Raw genomic sequence first — 18,549 nt, forward strand, 5'->3', positions numbered from 1 at the left:
CGCGGAAAATATATAGAGTGATCGCGTAGCGGTTAGGAGAATGATTATGGCGATGAAAAAAATAAATGTAATGTGTACGGCATTCAGGGACGGATTTCAGTCGGTCTTTGGCGCGCGGGTTCATATGGAAGATTTTGTGCCGGCGTTGGAAGCCGCCGTGAACGCGGGGATAACTCACTTTGAATCAGGCGGCGGGGCGATGTTTCAAAGCCCTTTTTTTTATGTCAATGAAAATTCATTTGAAAATATGGACAGATTCAGGGAGATTGCGGGACCCGACGCGAATCTTCAGACACTGGCTCGCGGCGTCAATGTCGTGGGCCTGGATTCTCAAAGCAGTGATATCATCGAGCTGCACGCGAAGCTGTTTAAAAAACATGGAGTAACCACAATAAGGAATTTTGACGCTCTAAATGACGTAAACAACCTTGAATACAGCGGCAAGTGTATTGTTGAAAATGGACTAAAGCATGAAGTTGCCGTGACGATGATGGAGTTGCCCCCCGGGTGCACCGGCGCCCACGATGTGGCTTTTTATGAAAAGACTTTGAAAAATATCATAGATTCGGATTTGCCTTATAGCTCGGTATGTTTCAATGATGCATCAGGGACGGCAATACCGAAAAAGGTTTACGAAACTATTAAAATGGCAAAGAAGATATTACCCGCCGATATCCCGGTAAGATTTCACACACATGAAACAGCCGGGATATCAGTACATTGCTATATGGCGGCAATTGAAGCCGGCGTGGATGGTATTAGCCTTTCGATGTCTCCTGTTTCCGGAGGCACAGCCCAGCCTGATATACTGACTATGATGCACGCGCTGAAGGGTTCACAGTACGACCTTGGTTTGGATATTAATAAGATCCGGGAGGTTGAGACGATATTCAAGGATTGTATGAAAGACTATTTTGTACCGCCTGAAGCCAGATCAGTTTCGCCGGAAATTCCTTTCTCGCCTATGCCGGGAGGCGCTTTGACCGCGAATACTCAAATGCTTCGTGATAACGACATGCTCGATAAATATACTGAAATAATAACCGCGATGGGTGAAGTTGTATGCCGCGGGGGGTATGGCACATCTGTTACCCCCGTGTCGCAGTTTTATTTTCAGCAGTCCTTTAATAATGTAATATTTGGTCCCTGGGAGAAATTCGCGGAGGGTTACGGTAAGATGATTCTGGGCTATTTTGGCAGGACTCCCGTTGAACCGGACCCCGAGCTGGTTAAGATTGCTTCGGAAAAGCTCGATCTAATGCCGACAGATAAGAAGGTGTTGGAGATCAATGACGCCGATCCTGAAAAAGGGATAGAATCAGCCAGAAAATTATTAAGAGAAAATGCTCTTGAAGAGAATGATGAAAACATATTTATTTCCGCCGCGTGTAAGGAAAAAGGTATAACTTTCCTGAAAGGAGAGGGCAAGGTTCGTGTGCGTAAAGTTGTAAGGAGCAAAGAAGGAGCAAAGAAAATAAGTGATACTTTTATGGTAACTGTTGATGGAACAAAGTACCCCGTGATTTTAAAAGACGATGTTGTAACCGTCGAAGGACGGAAGTATAAAATAAAGGTTGAAGAGGGTATTCCGGATATTACAAGACCTCTTCCGGGACCCAGCGAAGATACACTTGAGATAAAAACACCCTTTCCCGGAACAGTTATCAGGGTTTTACGTGAAGCGAATAAGCGTGTTGTAAAAAATGAAGTTATTATGATTATTGAGGCGATGAAAATGGAAACGGAGATAAAGGCTCCGAGAAACGGCGTTGTGGTTTCAATGGATGTAAAAGCCGGAGATTCTGTAAGCGCTAATCAGGTGGTAGCGAGGTTAGGATAAATTAAACATAGTAAAAAATGTTCTGGCAGCGTGACCGTCTCAGAGAAAAATCAAATCAGGAGATATAGATGGAAGCACTGGAACTTGGTAAAGTATTTTCAAATGTAATTCAGAGTACCGGTCTGGCTAATTTTACTTTTCCTAACATTATAATGATCGTTGTTTGCTCTTTTCTGATTTTCCTCGGCATTGTCAAAGGGTTTGAGCCGCTTCTGCTGATTCCTATAGGTTTTGGCGGAATTCTGGCGAATATCCCCGTAGCGGGAATTGCCCAGCCGGGCGGCTTTTTGTGGTATATTTATGAGGTTGGCATAAGAACCGGGGTTTTTCCGCTTCTGATATTCATGGGAATTGGGGCGATGACCGATTTTGGCCCCTTGATCGCGAATCCTCAGCTTGCCTTTCTCGGAGCGGCCGCTCAGTTTGGTATTTTTACGACCCTTATTGGCGCTATTACGCTTCCCGGAATGGATTTTTCACTTAAGCAAGCCGCGGCAATAGGTATAATCGGCGGTGCAGACGGTCCCACAGCTATCTTTATCACATCGAAATTAGCTCCGGAACTTATGGGGGCTATTGCCGTGGCCGCTTATTCATATATGGCGATAGTGCCGATTATTCAGCCGCCTATTATGAAACTTCTTACAACACGGAGAGAACGCAGAATTAAGATGACCCAGCTTCGTCATGTTACAAAGACTGAAAAGATCCTTTTCTCGCTGGTTGTGTTAATAATCTGCGCGATTCTTTTGCCTGCTGCTACTCCTCTTATTGGCGCTTTGATGTTTGGAAATCTGATAAACGAGTGCGGGAGGACGGCAAGGCTGGCAGATACAGCAAAGAATAGTATGATAAATATTGTAACGATCTGCTTGGGGCTTGCCGTTGGTTCAAAGCTGCAGGCGTCACAATTCCTAAGTTTCCAGACTATCGGCATTCTGATTTTAGGGCTTGTCGCTTTTACCATAGGTACTGTCGCGGGGCTTTTTATGGCCAAGCTGATGAACAGGTTTTCCAGCAGAAAGATAAATCCTCTCATTGGCGCCGCGGGTGTATCGGCTGTTCCAATGGCGGCCCGGGTGGCGGGCAAGGTCGGGTTGGAAGAAGATCCCCATAATTTCTTGATGATGCACGCTATGGGTCCCAATGTTTCCGGCGTGATTGGTTCAGCCGTTGCCGCTGGGGTTTTATTGGCTTATTTCGCGTAGATAAATATAATTTTATTCCGGCTTTTCCTTAGAATTATTTTTCTTAAAGTGGATACCAAAAAAATATCAATCTTTTGATTATTGATATTTTTTACGCCCCCGGGTTGACAATTGATATTATCAGGATAAAATTAGTATAGAAAGGTTAGGCGGGTTCACGGGAGAGAATGAAAAAGAGAGTCTAAAAATTTGAAGACAAAGCATAGTCCCGATAACCTGACCTGAATCCTTTAGTGGCAGCGCCACGGATTTTCAATTGTTTGGAAACCCGTGGCGTTCTTTATATGGCAGCCTGGCGGCTGGTTTCATAAGGTCTGAAGTATAAATAAACGAAATGGGGCCCCGGCCATAGACTCTATCAATTTATAGGGTTAGTTAAAATACGGGGATTTTCTTGCAAGGTTAACTTCTGTAATCAACCACAACTTCTTTAAGAGCGGCTATTTCATCTTTGACTCTCCGGTTCCAGTCAACGAAATATTTTTTAGCAAAAGCGGCGGCGCCTTCAGCGATACGTTTTCTGAGGAGATTATCATTTATGAGAAGAGACAGTTTACGGGTAAGAGCGTCGATATTTGAATTCTCAACCAGAAGGCCGGTTTCACCGTCACGTACTACTTCGGATGTGCCCGCGGTATCGTAAGCTATAACGGGTAGCCCGCAGAGCATCGCCTCACACGTAGGCATAGCCATATTTGTCAGTTTGCTCGTTCCGATGAATATATCACAGGCCTTTAGTAACTCCGGCACTCTGTTGTATGATATTGAGCCGGTAAAATGAACCTTTTGCTCGAGACCGAGCGACTTTGTCACGCGGGCAAGATGTTTCATTCTTGAGCCGTCTCCAGCTAACACAAAGGAGACATTTTTTAAGGTTTCCCCGCTTAGTCTCGCGGCTGCTTTGAGAATGTGGTCGGTTCTTTTCAGTTTTATGAATCTTGAAAGAGTTACAACCAATATATCATTTTCGGGCAAACCCATCGATCTACGAGTCTCTTTTCTGTCAATTTTAATCTCCGGCCAATTCATATTCATGCCGTTCTGGAAAAATGATATTTTATCTTCGGGTATCCCCCTGTCAATGAGAGCGTTCTTTCCCAGCGTTCCGTCGTTTAATACGATGTAATGATCAACGGGATGTCGGAGTGAATAAATTTGATCGAAATTGGAATAAAAATGTTTTAACGGGGAAAATTCACCTCTTCCCAGCCACATTACGCCAAAGAGCTTGACGACAGCGGGTATGCCCAGTTCTCTTCCAACCTCACTGACCGGTTTGATTGAATGGTGAGAAAGGCCCAGAATAAGATCGGGTTTTATCATAGCGGCCAGGGATTTGAGTCTGCAGGTAACTTTATAGGGGAAATAGAAAGAGATGATAAATCTTCCTATTGGGCCCGGAAGTTTTTCGAGTGGACTTATAATATTGGAATAATAGTATTTAGTAATATCTATCTTGTCGTGGTCATCAGTTTGCCGGGGGGGCTTGGGTTTTAAAAGGAATGTTTCTATTGCATCCGAGGAGAGCCCGCTGTTGAAATGTAATTCATCGGGGACACCGCAACCCTTGCCGAGTGACCAGAGATTTTCCCAAACGGACAAAATTAAAATCTTTTTCAGCGCTTTGTTATTCATTCTTGTATCCGTGGTGTTTTCCGGCTGAGCAGCCGTAATCTTTCGGCAAGTTCTTCAGGTTCGATAAAACCAGTTACTCTCAGTTTGTTGATTTGCTCTCCCTTACTGTTGAAAAAGACGATAGTCGGAACCCCCTTGATATTAAACTCTTTTTTTATTTTCTCGGAACGGGAATCAGATTTAGTAAGGTCCACCTTTATAGTAACCATGTTTTTAGATAGATTCGAAACTAAAGGATCTGAGAAGGTTTTATCGTCAAGTTCATGACAGGGAATACACCAGTCAGCCGAGAAATCCAACATAACGGGATTCCCGCTCCGCTTTGCTTTCTCAAACTCGGCACTTGTATATTCGATCCATTTTATCTTTGAGTCTTGATCAGCTTTGAATATTACCCCCCCGGGCTTTATTATCATAAAAACGGCGAGGACCAACCAGACCAGAGCCACAGTTTTCTTTATGATATTGAAAGCTTTCCCGCCGCCCTCAGTTTTTATTATCCAGCCCAGAAATATACCTGCCGAGAGCGCCGTTAGAGAGTACCCGGTGTATGTGACCGTTCTACCGAGAATATGCCTCGCGAAATAAAATGCCATCATAATGAGTATAAAACCGAAAATCTGTTTTACCCAGTCGAGCCATTCGCCGGAGCGGGGCAGGCGGGAGATACTTCCCGAGGCGGTTCCCAGGATTATAAATGGAACGCCCATCCCCCAGGCAAGAGTGAAAAACATAATAAATCCGAGAAACGGATTTCCGATTTTACCAACATATGTCAAAAGACCCAGCACAAACGGGCCGATACACGGGGCGGCTACAATTCCGACTGTCAGACCCATAAGGAGAGCGCCTAAGCTTCCCTTCTTTGCTTCGCCGGTTCTTTTCATCAGAAACATCGGCAATCTGATTTCCCAGAGGCCGAACATAGATAAAGCGAGACTCACGAGAACAAGAGATATAAAAGATATAACCCAGGGGTTTTGCAGAGCGGATCCGAGTAAACTTCCCGTAGTTGCCGCGAGCATTCCGAGGATACTGTATGTAATGGATATGCCCAATACATACAGGAGGGATAACCCCAGTTTTTTAGATACTTTTCCTTCGGCCTGGCCTCCGAAGAAACTGATAGTTATGGGGATAAGCGGATATATACAGGGAGTGAGATTAAGAGCGAGGCCGCCGAGGAAAATAATCAGAAGTGTGAGCAGGATTCCGCGGGATTCTATTATTTTTCCGAAGGACTCTTTGTTTACCTCACCCCTATAGGCAGTTTCGTCTTTCCCTTCCTGGTTTCTGCCGCTGCCGCCATGGTCAGAATTATAGTCTGTGGTTATATTTTTTTGCCCGATATCTCTTCCGGCAAAGAGCGGAGCTTTGAATATGGCCTTGTTTATTTCCTCAGTTTGTTCGCCACGGGGCGACACATTCAATTTTATTTCCACTCTTGATTCGGCCGGCTGGATACATGTCATATTGTTGCATCCCTGGTATTCAATTGTGGCCAAAGCTTTGTATTCATCCGGTTTGATATCTTTGTCAATTTTAAATATAATTCCGAATGTTACTTCTCCCTCGTAAAGAGGGAGAGGAGTATCGCTTATTTCAAGAGACTTTTTCTCCGCTTCCGGATAGAGAGTTTTGACTGCCGTTATTCCGCCGGGCAATTCAACTTTAACTGCCGTCGGGATAAGGTATTTGTCAGGAGGGGAATAGGAGTTTATGTGCCAGCCGTCCTTTATTGTCGCTTTTATCGCCAGATAGCCGGTTGATCCGGGATGAAAAGCGTTCCGGGAAAGGTATCCCTCCGCTTTGACAAGAGATTTGGGAGTCGTGAAGAGACCCTGCGCTGCCGCGCTGACAGAGGTGAGAATTAGAAGAATGATTATTGATGCCAGGATATTTCTTTTCAAGCTATTGCTCATTACGTTTCCTTGATTGATATGGTTATAATTATTATTAATGTATTTTTATGAAGTGATAAAATTTATATAATATTTTAAAGCATATATTAATGGAAAGTTCCAATTAATACAAGGTATCTTGATTGTTATTGTGTATATTGCGTGATAGTTACGGGAGGATTAAATGAATAAAGATATCAGAAAGTTGTATCTTGTAAGACACGGAGAATCTGTATGCAATGTGGAGAGACGGGTTCAGGGCAATTCCATGCGAAACTCTCTCAGCGAAAGGGGAAAAAGACAGTCTGAGTTGCTAGGGAAAAGGCTGGCATCCTTCGAATTCGGAAGAGTTTATTGCAGTAATGTTGAACGGGCAATCGACACTGCAAGAATTGCTCTCGGCGGGAAGGCAGATTTGATTTACCTTGATGAACTCCGTGAGGTTTCTTTCGGCAGTTGGGAGGGAAGACTTATAAGTGAGATAAAGGAAAGTGAACCGGGGAGAGTTGAAGAATGGTTTTACAAACCGGCATCTGTCTCAATTGAAGGAGCGGAAGATCTATACTCCTTCAGGGAAAGAGTTGTCGGAATATTCGATAAAATAATCAAAGATGATGACGGGAAGGATATTCTTGTAATATCACACGGCGGTGTTATTTGTGTTTACTTAACCTACCTTCTGGGAATGGATTTGAATAACATGTGGTCTTTTTCCCTTCCCAACGCTTCGATAACTTCCATAGTGCTTGATTTCAGGCCTAGATTAAGACTTTTTGGAGATACGTCATATCTTGACTCTGATGCTCTTGGTTTTGACGGGATGCCGACAGCTTATGATACATGAAAAGGGGCGCTCTTTTTAAGCGGGAAGTTCGATGCCGGCGTCTTTCCATACACTTTCGTGTTCCATGCTTAGTTCAACGGGAACATCGGGGAAGTAATCTGATAATATAAGGTGTAGCTTTCTGTAGATTTTTACGCGTTCAGGCCGGTATAATCTCATCTTTCCCTCAATATCCCTATGATATTCACCACGCATAATAGCGCTTTCAGGATATTTTAATCTTACATTTTTCCAGAGTCCGGGCGGGAACCTCAAAACGCCTATTTCAAAACGGTGTATACCGTTTTCCGCGGCCTCCTTTAGTTTTTCAGCTATTTTTTCATATCTGCCGAAAGTAAAGTAGGATGGAATAAGCGGATCAAACCTTACGGCTACTTTGACTCCAGCCCTGGAAATTCTGTTAATTGCATCCAATCTTTTTTCAAGGGTTTCGGCGCCTTTCTCTTCTTTTCTTATCGCCTCCGGCGGCGTGAGTGTCCATGTGACTAAGAGTCTGTCCGCTCCTTTGGCTGCTGAGGCAACCGGCAAATTCCCTTCAGAGGCGCAGAACAGGTGATCTATATTAGCGCTCTTTGTTCTTACCTCGAGCAGAGTCCGGCTTTCCTTAAAGAGGGGCAGAAGATCCGCCGTAGTTTCTGTAAGATGATCGATCGCGAGGCTGTCTCCCATCTCGCCCGTGGTTATTCTGGGTGGAGGGTCAGCGGCCAGCACAGATTTTAATTCCTCTTTCATATCTTCCGTGTTGGAAAAAACAACAATTTGACTATGTTCCAAATAGGATTGAAGGTAGCAATAGGAACATGAAAAGGGGCAATTCAGCAAAGTGGTTATGTATTTTTCGCCGCAGGGAGGAGTGCCTGAAGCTTCGGGAAAATCCTTTATAAATTTACCCTTATGGCGGGTAATCACGAGTAACCCGGCCCGTGACCTCTTTTTGCCGACAAATGGTTTAATATCAGAGACAACCTCAACATCAGCCTCAGGAAGCTTCTTCCTTAGTTTGTGTGTAAGGGGGTCGTTATCCGCCGCTTTATCAATTATCAGTTTGTTGAATTCAATCTTCATAACTTGTTATTAATGTTAAAGACGCTGTTTTTCCGCTTTGAAACGGATAAAAACAGAAGGTAAGTTTTTTTAGAAGTACCTGTTTCTTTTAACCCAGTATATTTTGTCGCCGGCCATGGCAAAGATAAGCCCAGCACCGGCAAGAAAACCTCCTATATGAGCAAACCAGGCAACACCGCCTGTTTGAGCCCCGCCGAGTGAACCTATACCGCTGAAGAGTTGAATCACAAACCAGAATCCGATAATAACATAGGCCGGTATTACGGTTAGTCTTATAAATATAAAGAGAAACATAAGTGTTATTATTCTAGCTCTTGGAAATAGAATTAGATATGCCGCCATTATCCCGGCGATAGCCCCGCTGGCTCCCACGGTTGGTATAACTGAAGATGGGTCTGAAGCAATGTGCAGGGCGTGAGCGCAGAGACCGGAAATAAAATAAAACAGCAGGAATTTTAAGGGGCCCAGGATATCCTCAACATTATTTCCGAAAATCCACAGGTAGAGCATGTTTGAACCGACATGAATCAGGCTGCCGTGCATGAACATCGAGGTGAATAGTGTAAGAAAAATCGGGTTGGGGCCGGGGTAATGCCTTATGTTATAACCTACGGGGCCAACAATATCTTTCATATTCGAAATTTCAGCCGGAGTAGCGCCGAGAGCCGCTATGAGGGAGGCATTGTCAAGTCCCAGCGACATCTGGTATAAATAGACCAGGACATTAATTAGAATCAAAGATATGGTGATCAGAGGTTTTTTCTCTGTGGGATTGTCATCTTTGAGCGGCAGGAACATATATTACCCTTCAGTTATGTGTTGAATTTTAATATATATGATTTTTTGTCTCTGTGAAACAGTTAGTCTGTTTTTTCCCGACTCTCTCTTTATAAATTCCGGTGGTTTTCCCCGCTGATGAGTGCGGCTGATTGATATTTTCAAAACCCTTCGGAGGGCGAGCGGGCAAGGATTTCTGGCCCGAAGGGGCAGAAAGAGCGAGCCCGAGGTGCAGAGCGTACAATTCCCTCGCCGGGGGAATTGACCACGATTTTGAAAATATCAATCAGCCGCATACTGTTACAAATCATCGACTACCTTATAGGTAATAAAAATTTAAAAAACCCCACTTATTAATAACTCTTGATGTATTGCGGAATATTAGCTTAAATTCCAATGTGGATTAAGCAGATTTGAATTGTCAGAAAAAGTAATTTACCTGTATGTAAAATCGGAATGGATGGAGGGTCTAATTGAACGTTGAAAAAAGGTATCTTATAGACAAAATTGATATACGCGAATCCTGGCGGCTTTTCAGAATACTGGCTGAATTTGTTGACGGCTTTGAGTCTATGATGGATGTAAAACCCGGCGTTACATTTTTTGGTTCAGCGAGAGTTGATGAAAAAGATCCCGTTTACATCGATGCCAGGGATATAGCCAGGGAGCTTTCCTCTCACGATTGCCCGATAATTACAGGCGGGGGGCCTGGTGTTATGGAAGCCGCGAACCGCGGAGCTCATGAAGGCGGAGGTCTTTCTATCGGGCTTAATATTGAACTCCCGTTTGAGCAGGAACCGAACCCTTATATTGACAGGCTGATTTCCTTCAGATACTTTTTCGTCCGCAAGGTCGTCTTCATTAAATATTCAATGGCTTTTGTGATACTCCCTGGAGGGTTCGGCACTATGGATGAGTTGTTCGAGGCGCTAACGCTGATTCAAACTCATAAGATCGAGCCATTCCCGGTCTTTATGCTCGGAAGGGAATATTGGGAAGGTTTGATCGATTGGGTAAAAACCACAATGTTGGCCCAAAACAGAATTTCACCTGAAGACTTAGAGCTTCTTCATATCGCTGAATCGAAGGAAGAGATAGTGGAGAGGGTATTAGAGACTCGCAAAGATCTCGGGCTTGCGTAGTCTTTATGAAGATGAAAAGTAAACGATAGCCAGTATTATTCCCGTAAGAATGTGGTTGATTATAGCTGATCTGTTGGCCGGCGAAAGATCCTCGGACCTGTTATAGTGCTTCGCGGCTGTCCGGATCGCTTTTAAACCAATCGGCAGAGTTAACAAAGAGATAAGTGTCAGTGGAGGCATAATTCCCAAGGTTGTTCCGATAATTAAAGGAAGGTATGAACCTATCGTGAGAGCGGAGAAAAGGTAGACGGCTCTCTTTTTACCCATTCTGACAACTATAGTTTTTTTACCTGCTCTTAAGTCCGCCCTCGAGTCCTGGAATTCATTAATGACAATTATTGATGTTATAAGGAAAGCCAGGGGAAGAGACAGAAGAATACAATGAGTTGTTACTGTGCCTGTCTGTACATAGTAAGTCCCTATCCCTATGATTCCGAAGGCAAACCCTATGACGAATTCTCCAAAACCTCTGTGGGAAAATTTAAAAGGTGGAGCCGTGTAGAAATAGCCGCTAATAATTCCCGCAATACCAAATATAATTATTGCTGTTCCAGTCATGGCGATAAGAAATATACCGACTGTTACCGCCGCCGCCATAAATGAAAGAGATGTCACAAGTACCGCTTTTGGTGAGATGAGCTTGTTTTGGATAAGGCGGCTTCCACCCGTAAAAGGCCTTACGTATTCCCTGTTTACGATATCATTTCCCGAAAGATGATCAAAGTAATCGTTTGCCGTGTTGGCTCCGAGATGAAGGAATATGACCCCCAGAAGTGTTAGTATAAACAACAGGGAGCTAAAAGTTCCTGTTTCAAACCTGACAAGCGCCGTTGAGAGAATTACGGGAGTTACACTGCCGGTTATAAACTCAGCTCTCAGTTCTTTTAGCCAGTATTGAAATGAAGACATGATTGTTTTCCCGCGCCAGTTATTCAATATTCTTTGATTTTCTTGTAAAACTATAGTTAAAACCACACCTGGAGTACAGAGCAAATCGGGCTTAAAGGTTTAGAGGAAACAGAAGGTGTCACTTAGCTCAGGCTGCCCGGATCTTTTTTAGAGAATAAACAATCTGTCTGTCCGCGGCGTCTCAGCCTGAAAGGGCTGCGGCGGGTTAATCCTACTCGTTCGCGAGGCAAAATATATCTTTTAATTGGTCGAGGCCGAGTTTTGCTCCGCTGATTATGAGAACTGTGTTTTTCCCGCGATACTTTTCAATTTCCTTCAGAAAGGAGGCGACTGTCAGGGCGGCAGCTCCTTCAATCAACATAAACTCTCTTCTTAGAATTAAACCTATCGCTTCTTTGATTTCTTTCTCAGAGACAAGAATAAAATTGTCAACATATTCAGCGCATAAATCAAATGTTATTGATCCTTCCTCGATACCTCCGGCGGTAGCGTCGGATATGGTTGGTTTTGATTCTATTTCGAGTATTTCCCCCGCGAGTATGGATTCCGCCATAACGGCTGAATGGACTGGCTGGCATCCCGTAATTTCAATTTTCCCCATCGATTCTTTCAGGTATCCGGCGATTCCGCTTATAAGCCCTCCTCCGCCGACTGGAACCAGAACAGAATCTATTTTTATTCCCCGGGCCTGTTTTTCTATTTCCAGCGCTAATGTTCCATGCCCTCCTATAATTTTCGGGTCATTGTAGGGTGAAATGAAAATACGTCCGCTTTCTCCGGATATCTTCCTCGCGTACGTCTCCGCCCGCGCGCAGTCATTTCCGTAAAATTCAATGTCCGCTTCATAGAGTTTTAGTGTTTCAAGCTTCGCGGGGGCTATGTTCTCGGGAACATATACTGTTCCTTTAAGGCCGAGCGTGTTTAACGCCCAGGTGAAAGCCGCGCCGTGGTTTCCCGTTGAGGATGTAACAAAGTTTTTTGTTTTACTTTCCCGGTCGAGAGAGAGGATTTTATTAAGAGCTCCCCTTGCTTTAAAAGATCCGGTAACCTGGAAATTTTCAAGCTTTAAATAAACGTTGCCGCCGCACTCTTTGCTCAGATACGCTGAATGTTGAAGAGGAGTTTCCCTGATCAGACTTCTGATCCTGTTTTCAGCTTCAAGTGTTTCTCTCTTTACGTCTATGCTCAGTTTTGACATTGAATTTCCGTCCCGCGCGTAAATTCCTCTGGAGCTGGGGGCGGCCCCTGAGGGGTCTTACTATCAGCTCATATTTCTTGTTAACATAAATCCAGAAAAAATGTAAGCAATAAAATAATTGGAGTTTCCCCAATTTTTATAATCTATAAGGTAGTCGATGATTTGTAACAGTATGCGGCTGATTGATATTTTCAAAATCGTGGTCGATTTCCCCGGCGAGTAAACCGCACGCTCTGCGCCTCGGGCTCGCTCTTTCTGCCCCTTCGGGTCAGAAATCCTTGCCCGCTCGCCCTCCGGAGGGTTTTGAAAAAATCAATCAGCCGCCTTAAATAACGTTGATGGACTTATTCCAGTTGTGTTTCCCTGTAACTAATACTCAATCCATCCGGTTAATTTTTGAAAAAATAGATTCTGAGCTTTAGCTTCGACGCGTAAAAACAGCTTAAGATAGCAGAAGCGGGAGCATTTTAACGCTCCCGCCTATTTTGGAGAATTACACTACTTTAAAAAGATTTCTTAGGAACCCCAGACTGCTTTTCCCCAGACTGCTTTTCCGGCTGAGAGAAGTGCTGCTATGAGCGCGATATTCGTGAAGTAAAACATTTCCGACCTCCTTTTTCTTCCTCAAAGTTCCTTATTACTTCTTGTGGTTGCTTTAGAATGCATGAGCTGTGCCAAACTTCCTTATAGTTTCCTGTAATTCCTTTGATGCTGTATCTATTTGTTATTAAATAAGTTAAAGGAATAATAATCTTTGATTATTCAAAGTCAAAGATTCGACCGATTAGTAGAATGTAAACATATATTTACTAATAAGTATAGAGTAGCATAACTTATTGAATAATAATATTATACACTGTAAATAATAAAGTGTCGTTTTGTAAATAAAAGTTTACATTTTACAAACTGTATTGAAAGGCTGTTTATTCATTCAGAGCCCGGTGTTTGCCGGACGTAATAGATGAATTAATTAAGAGAGCAGCCGGGTGCGGCTGCTGAAGAAGGGTGTATTCAACTTGATTATTTTCTGTATTTACTGATGAATTCCTCTACTTCCGGGATTCCGCCCTGGTAAATGAGATACCCGTTATGCGGTTCCCGTTCGGTTATCTCGCCAGCGACCGGAGTGAGCATTATATCTTTAACCTCTTGCCTGTCTTTAGATTGGCCCAGGGCCCAGGCGAGTTTAACGTATGCCACTTCAGGCAGCATATTAGCCGCGGGTATTACTCCAAGGTCCATGATATCGCGCCCCGTATCATAAACATACATCTGGACATATCCCCATAGAGTTTGTACGGACATATATATGTGTATACCCATATCGCACGCCTTTTTAAGAGAGGGATAGAGAGGCTTGTTAACGTGCCCGAGTCCCGTACCGGCAATTACAATTCCCTTGTAGCCGTTATCGATCAATGATTCTATAATATCAGGTTTCATGTTGGGATAATAATAGACGATAGAAACTCTGCCATCGAAAGAGGGTATGATCTTTACCTTATTATCCTTTCTTCTCTTCTTGTAGTCGTTTCGAAGGGGGACGAAACGGTCTTTTTCTACCATGGCCAGCGGAATATCTCCTATGGTTCTGAAAGTCGAACGGTATGAAGAGTGCATTTTCCTGACTCTCGTGCCTCTGTGTAGAAGTCCGTACTGATCACTCGTCGGCCCGAACATACAGACCATCACCTCCGCGAAATCACTCCTCGCGGCTGTTTTTGTGGCGTTTATCAGATTTATAGCCGCGTCGCTCGAGGGCCGGTCACTTGATCTTTGAGAGCCCACCATCACTATCGGAACGGGTGAATCCTGGACCATGAAAGAGAGTATGGCTGATGTATGGTGCATCGTATCCGTGCCGTGGCCGATCACAATACCGTCGATACCTTTTTCGATCTCTTCTCCTATTTTTTTTGCTGTTCCTATCCATTGCTCGGGACCCATGTTTTCACTGAAAACCCCATAGAGTTTTTCCGTCTGGAGATTGCATATATCGGCAAGCTCAGGCACAGACCCGTACAATTCACCCGGAGAGAAGGCGGGAATAACTGCTCCAGTCCGGTAGTCAAGGCGTGAAGCAATTGTTCCCCCGGTGCCCAGCAGTTTAACGTTAGGTTTATCAGGATCGAAGGGAAATTCCTTTTCGGGAATTTTGTAGTGCGCTTCTTTTTTTCCGAGAACATTTATCGATGTAATTGTCTCTACGTTGAGACCCACATTGTAGCCGTTGTGTAATTTAAGAACTATATGATTGTCGTCCGCGGTTTCAGAGCGGGGCAGAATTATTCCTCTAAAATCACCCCTGGATGATTCTACGTCAACGTCACTCCAGACCGCGGCTGAGTAGTCTTTCAAACATCCCAGGGCTTCTCCTCTGTACCCCTTGTAAGTATTAGAATTCAGAACAGAACACCTCACTTCGCGTATTAAAGTCTTTTAAAGTTTAAATATTTCCTTTTCCCCCAACCGGTAATATAAATTAAAAGTGGAGGAAGTGGAAGTGAAAACAGGCATAATATTATGAAGTTTTGACCGTTTGCTGTCATGCCTTTGAAGTTATAAGGCAAAAATGTGTGTTTTGCCTTTCAGCTATTCTTTTAAAGTGGATATAAAGTTATCCACGATTTCAGAAGCTTTTTTCCCAGTTACCCTGCAGTTAAAATCCTCCATAACCTTCCCCATGAGGTAATTTCTCAGTTTCTCTTTTCCGATATTCGGTATTTTAACAGATTTTAATGATTTCTTGATTTCACTTTCAGTGCTCTTGCCCTCAAGGAATGAAATTGATCGAATAGCTTCATCGGGTGAGACAGGATTTGAGGCGCATGTTTTTTCCAGCAGTATTGTCAGGAATTCAAAAGGAACTTTATTTTGCTCCATCTTTTTTAGTGTGGACAGAAAGATATCCCCGCCTATATTCGGGATCTTTTTACTTTTAAGAAGGGATCCGAGTCTTTCAAGAATAAAGAAAGCGAGCGCTTTATTGTCGAACGATGTTTCTCCTAAGGCTGAATTGAATAAATCCTTTCGGGGTGAAATACTCATTCTTTCCGCTGTTTCTGAAGTCAGCCCGGCCTTTTTATAATTCTCTTGAAGTTCGGAGGGAGTCACGGGGAGAGTGCTTTTTATCCTTTTGATTCTTTCTTCAGTGATAGCTAGCGGGGGAAGATCTGTGTCAGGATACATCCTGTTAGGCCCGGGCAGGATTCTCTCGAATCCAGTTGTTCCATCAGGAAGGGCCTGTCTTGTTTCGTTTGGAACGCCGGTTATCGCTTCTATGGCCCGTATTTTAATTTCTTCCGCGGCGGTCTCGACGTCGGTTTTATTTCCCCATACAACAACTACAGCGTCGTTTTCCCCGCTCCCGAGTTTCTTTTTTGTCTTAGTCCATTCCAGGCTTGAAAATGTTTCGCCTTCCATATCAGAATGAGCAATGTTAGGCAGTATATCCAGGCATGCTATTACGCGAACACGATCCGAGATCTCTTTGCTAAAGGATGTTTCGGGCTGTGTTTTTCTTGACAGTATCCCCCGGTATCCTTTCAGCAGAACGGCCCGTACTTCACCGTTTTTTCTCAGTGATTCGGCAGCGGGGTAGTATCGCGTGTTCTTTACTATGTCGGTTATCCTTTTGTTCTCGGAACGAAAGCTCTCTCTGGTTATATTTCTTCTTTTGAGTTCATCTGCGATATCGAGAAGAGACCGCTGACGAAAGGCCTCGTTGTGCACAAGGAGCGGAATCGCGGGTATCTTAGGCACCCCTTTTATTTCTACTCTTTTCCCGCCCTTTATTGAAACATTCACGTCCTGTCTGGCAGAGCCGATTCCCCTTCTTACTTTTCCCGTGGAACGAACCAGCCATCTTAGAATCTGAGCGATATCAGCCACTTCCCCGGGTGTTTTCATATCCGGCATTGTCACGCTTTCAACGAGAGGAATACCAAGCCTGTCAGCTCTGTAAATCCTCTTGTGCCCGCTGTCGCTTATTTCTCTGCAGGCGTCTTCCTCCAGCCCCAATTGGATGATTCCTATCTTTCTGCCTTTATAGGGGATCGACCCATCCACGCCGAGAATTGTCGTTCTCTGAAAACCGGTGGGGATTGAACCGTCGAGGTATTGTTTTCTGGCTATATGTATCTCGCTTACAAGCTTGCAATTTAGAAGCATTGTGATCTCGAGAGCTATATCCAGGGCCTGCTCGTTGAGTTCAAAGGGGGGGGTGTCATCCATTTCGTATGTGCAAACGGTCTTATCGTCGATCTGGTAGATAATTTCTTTCTTAGTCTTGAATTCCATAAGCGCCGTACCGTCGTATTCTCCAAGTTCGGATAGTGTTGGTCTCATGTGACGGAGTATTTCAGCGTTATATTCATCCGTGTAGGAATCAACAACGGGGCAGCGGCAGAATAGTTTTTTTTCGGTTGAAAGCTGCTGGTGGATTTCGAGTCCGCTCTTAAGACCGAGTTTGCTGTAATCCTCATCTGTAGTCTCGTCAAGGGTTTTTATTTCTGTCAAAGCGGTTCCTTTTCGTAAAATCCTAGCAGTCGAAATAGAGCTGATGTTCGTACGGATGGGGCCGGTTATTTATTTCTTCTATGTCCTGCTGGTTTTTAATACGGATCCAGTCTTCGATCATAGATTCTGTAAAGACGTCTCCTTCCAGCAGAAAATTGTGGTCTTTCTCGAGAGCGCTCAGAGCTTCCCCGAGAGATGCCGGAAGCGGTTTGATCTTCTCTCTTTCTGAGGGTTCTAGCTCGAATACATCTACGTCGAAGGGTCCGAATCCGAGTTCTTCCGGATCAAGATTTTTCTTGATTCCGTCAATTCCGGCCATAAGCTGAGCCGCCATAGATAGATAGATGTTGCATGTAGCGTCCGGCGGGCGGAATTCAATTCTTTTCTGATTCGGGCCTGTGGCGTATTTCGGGATTCTTATTGCCGCTGACCTGTTAGCAAGAGAAAAGAAACTGTGAACCGGTGCTTCATATCCGGGAACAAGACGCTTGAATGAATTTGTGCTGGGGTTTGTTATGGCGAGAAGTGCCGGCGCGTGAATAAGGAGTCCTGCGATATACTGGTGTGCCAGTTTGCTCAGCCCCGCGTAACCCTCTTTGTTGAAAAAAACGGCTTCTTGGTCATTGAAGAGATGCTGATGAAAATGCATTCCGTTCCCGGGCTCAGCGAATATAGGTTTTGGCATAAAGGTAGTCTTTTTACCAAATTCATTTGCCGTCATCCTCGAGAAGTACTTTACCATCATGGAGACATCGCCCATTCTGGTAATAGGACCTGATTCTATCTCTATTTCTACCTGCCCGTGGCCGCCAACCTCATGGTGGTGGTATTTGACGTCGATACCGCTTTCTTCAAGAAGAGTGACTATTCTGTCTCGAATATCCGAAAGTCGGTCTTCGGGGGGAAGGGCGTGGTAGCCTCCCGATTCGGTCAAGCCGAAATTGTCTTCGAACATCCCTTCAGATGGTATTAATTCGAACCCGCAGCTTGTTTTTGAATTGTCGACATATATGTCATCGAAGATGTGAAACTCGAATTCCGGTCCCCACACAGACCGGTTGGCTTTACCTGTTGTGCCGAGATATTCTTCGGCTTTCCTCGAAATCAGCCGGGGATCTCTCGGAAACGGCTTTTTTGTGTCAGGTTCGACTATTCTGCAAATAAATGAAATTGTAGGATCCAAAGGGAAGGGATCTATAAAAATTGTTTCCGGATCAGGCAGCAGGGAAAGATCTCCCGACTCAATTGTCTTAAGGCCCGGGAAATTTGATCCATCGAATCCGACACCTTCCGAAAAGAGTCTTTCTCCGCATCTTGAGGCGGGAACAGTTATATGGTGCCACCTGCCGAGAAAATCGGTAAATTTAAGGTCAATATGTTTTATTGCATTTTTCTTAATCGTTTTTCTTATTTCATCAATTGCGGAAATGATATCGTTACCTCCATTCGATTGAAGCCTCGGCTTCATAGGATACAGCCTTTTTTATATGGACTTTCAATATATTTGATAGA

The 18,549-nt window shown here is 44.1% G+C and carries 13 protein-coding genes; 4 read left to right on the forward strand and 9 right to left on the reverse strand.

Annotated features, from left to right (window positions below; genetic code table 11):
* Positions 1-46: 46 nt before the first annotated feature.
* Entirely contained in the window at positions 47-1,840 is a 1,794-nt protein-coding gene (locus tag U5O15_01560) for a biotin/lipoyl-containing protein (protein ID MDZ7859352.1), read from the forward strand.
* Between the two features lie 68 nt (positions 1,841-1,908).
* Positions 1,909-3,048, forward strand: coding sequence for a sodium ion-translocating decarboxylase subunit beta (locus U5O15_01565; protein MDZ7859353.1), 1,140 nt, complete (start codon positions 1,909-1,911; stop codon positions 3,046-3,048).
* Positions 3,049-3,450: 402 nt separating this feature from the next.
* On the opposite strand, the gene U5O15_01570 is transcribed toward U5O15_01565, so the two are convergent.
* Together U5O15_01570 and dsbD are read right to left on the reverse strand one after the other, a co-directional pair.
* The gene (locus U5O15_01570; GenBank protein ID MDZ7859354.1) at positions 3,451-4,683 is read right to left on the reverse strand and encodes a glycosyltransferase; all 1,233 of its coding nucleotides are present in this window, start codon (positions 4,681-4,683) and stop codon (positions 3,451-3,453) included.
* A complete protein-coding gene (gene dsbD / locus U5O15_01575) occupies positions 4,680-6,605 on the reverse strand; it encodes a protein-disulfide reductase DsbD (GenBank protein ID MDZ7859355.1) in 1,926 nt (641 codons plus the stop codon). The genes U5O15_01570 and dsbD overlap by 4 nt, the downstream gene beginning before the upstream one ends.
* A 163-nt stretch (positions 6,606-6,768) precedes the next feature.
* Between dsbD and U5O15_01580 the strand changes: the two genes are divergently transcribed.
* Complete coding sequence (locus U5O15_01580; GenBank protein ID MDZ7859356.1) at positions 6,769-7,428, forward strand: histidine phosphatase family protein; 660 nt, start codon at positions 6,769-6,771, stop codon at positions 7,426-7,428.
* A gap of 15 nt (positions 7,429-7,443) precedes the next feature.
* Here the strand turns inward: U5O15_01580 and U5O15_01585 are convergent, their stop codons facing one another.
* Both U5O15_01585 and U5O15_01590 read right to left on the reverse strand, forming a co-directional pair.
* Complete coding sequence (locus U5O15_01585) at positions 7,444-8,493, reverse strand: radical SAM protein (protein ID MDZ7859357.1); 1,050 nt, start codon at positions 8,491-8,493, stop codon at positions 7,444-7,446.
* A gap of 69 nt (positions 8,494-8,562) precedes the next feature.
* Complete coding sequence (locus tag U5O15_01590; GenBank protein ID MDZ7859358.1) at positions 8,563-9,291, reverse strand: rhomboid family intramembrane serine protease; 729 nt, start codon at positions 9,289-9,291, stop codon at positions 8,563-8,565.
* Positions 9,292-9,743: 452 nt separating this feature from the next.
* Here U5O15_01590 and U5O15_01595 point away from each other — a divergent pair, with 452 nt between their 5' ends.
* Positions 9,744-10,412 carry a TIGR00730 family Rossman fold protein gene (locus U5O15_01595; protein ID MDZ7859359.1) on the forward strand — a complete coding sequence of 223 codons (669 nt, stop codon included), beginning with the start codon at positions 9,744-9,746 and terminating at the stop codon, positions 10,410-10,412.
* A 3-nt stretch (positions 10,413-10,415) separates the two neighbouring features.
* Here U5O15_01595 and menA read toward each other — a convergent pair whose 3' ends face one another.
* The 5 genes from menA to glnA form a co-directional block, all read right to left on the reverse strand.
* Positions 10,416-11,321: a 1,4-dihydroxy-2-naphthoate octaprenyltransferase gene (gene menA / locus U5O15_01600; protein MDZ7859360.1), complete on the reverse strand. Its 906-nt coding sequence runs from the start codon at positions 11,319-11,321 to the stop codon at positions 10,416-10,418.
* 211 nt (positions 11,322-11,532) lie between these two features.
* Positions 11,533-12,519, reverse strand: a complete 987-nt coding sequence (locus U5O15_01605; GenBank protein MDZ7859361.1) for a threonine/serine dehydratase — start codon at positions 12,517-12,519, stop codon at positions 11,533-11,535.
* A 1,020-nt stretch (positions 12,520-13,539) separates the two neighbouring features.
* Positions 13,540-14,877, reverse strand: coding sequence for a Glu-tRNA(Gln) amidotransferase subunit GatD (gatD, locus tag U5O15_01610; GenBank protein MDZ7859362.1), 1,338 nt, complete (start codon positions 14,875-14,877; stop codon positions 13,540-13,542).
* 234 nt (positions 14,878-15,111) lie between these two features.
* Positions 15,112-17,037 (reverse strand): Glu-tRNA(Gln) amidotransferase subunit GatE, encoded by a 1,926-nt coding sequence (gatE, locus tag U5O15_01615; GenBank protein MDZ7859363.1) that lies wholly within the window; start codon positions 17,035-17,037, stop codon positions 15,112-15,114.
* A gap of 22 nt (positions 17,038-17,059) precedes the next feature.
* Complete coding sequence (glnA, locus tag U5O15_01620) at positions 17,060-18,505, reverse strand: type I glutamate--ammonia ligase (GenBank protein ID MDZ7859364.1); 1,446 nt, start codon at positions 18,503-18,505, stop codon at positions 17,060-17,062.
* Positions 18,506-18,549 lie beyond the last annotated feature (44 nt).

This window comes from Candidatus Krumholzibacteriota bacterium, assembly GCA_034520215.1.
In the GTDB taxonomy this organism is placed as follows: domain Bacteria; phylum Krumholzibacteriota; class Krumholzibacteriia; order Krumholzibacteriales; family WJIX01; genus JAGHBT01.

Excerpts from the sequence above, each read along its gene's own strand:
- U5O15_01560 (MDZ7859352.1), top strand. The coding sequence starts at position 47 with ATGGCGATGAAAAAAATAAATGTAATGTGTACGGCATTCAGGGACGGA.
- U5O15_01565 (MDZ7859353.1), top strand. The coding sequence starts at position 1,909 with ATGGAAGCACTGGAACTTGGTAAAGTATTTTCAAATGTAATTCAGAGT.
- U5O15_01570 (MDZ7859354.1), bottom strand. The coding sequence starts at position 4,683 with ATGAATAACAAAGCGCTGAAAAAGATTTTAATTTTGTCCGTTTGGGAA.
- dsbD (MDZ7859355.1), bottom strand. The coding sequence starts at position 6,605 with ATGAGCAATAGCTTGAAAAGAAATATCCTGGCATCAATAATCATTCTT.
- U5O15_01580 (MDZ7859356.1), top strand. The coding sequence starts at position 6,769 with ATGAATAAAGATATCAGAAAGTTGTATCTTGTAAGACACGGAGAATCT.
- U5O15_01585 (MDZ7859357.1), bottom strand. The coding sequence starts at position 8,493 with ATGAAGATTGAATTCAACAAACTGATAATTGATAAAGCGGCGGATAAC.
- U5O15_01590 (MDZ7859358.1), bottom strand. The coding sequence starts at position 9,291 with ATGTTCCTGCCGCTCAAAGATGACAATCCCACAGAGAAAAAACCTCTG.
- menA (MDZ7859360.1), bottom strand. The coding sequence starts at position 11,321 with ATGTCTTCATTTCAATACTGGCTAAAAGAACTGAGAGCTGAGTTTATA.
- U5O15_01605 (MDZ7859361.1), bottom strand. The coding sequence starts at position 12,519 with ATGTCAAAACTGAGCATAGACGTAAAGAGAGAAACACTTGAAGCTGAA.
- glnA (MDZ7859364.1), bottom strand. The coding sequence starts at position 18,505 with ATGAAGCCGAGGCTTCAATCGAATGGAGGTAACGATATCATTTCCGCA.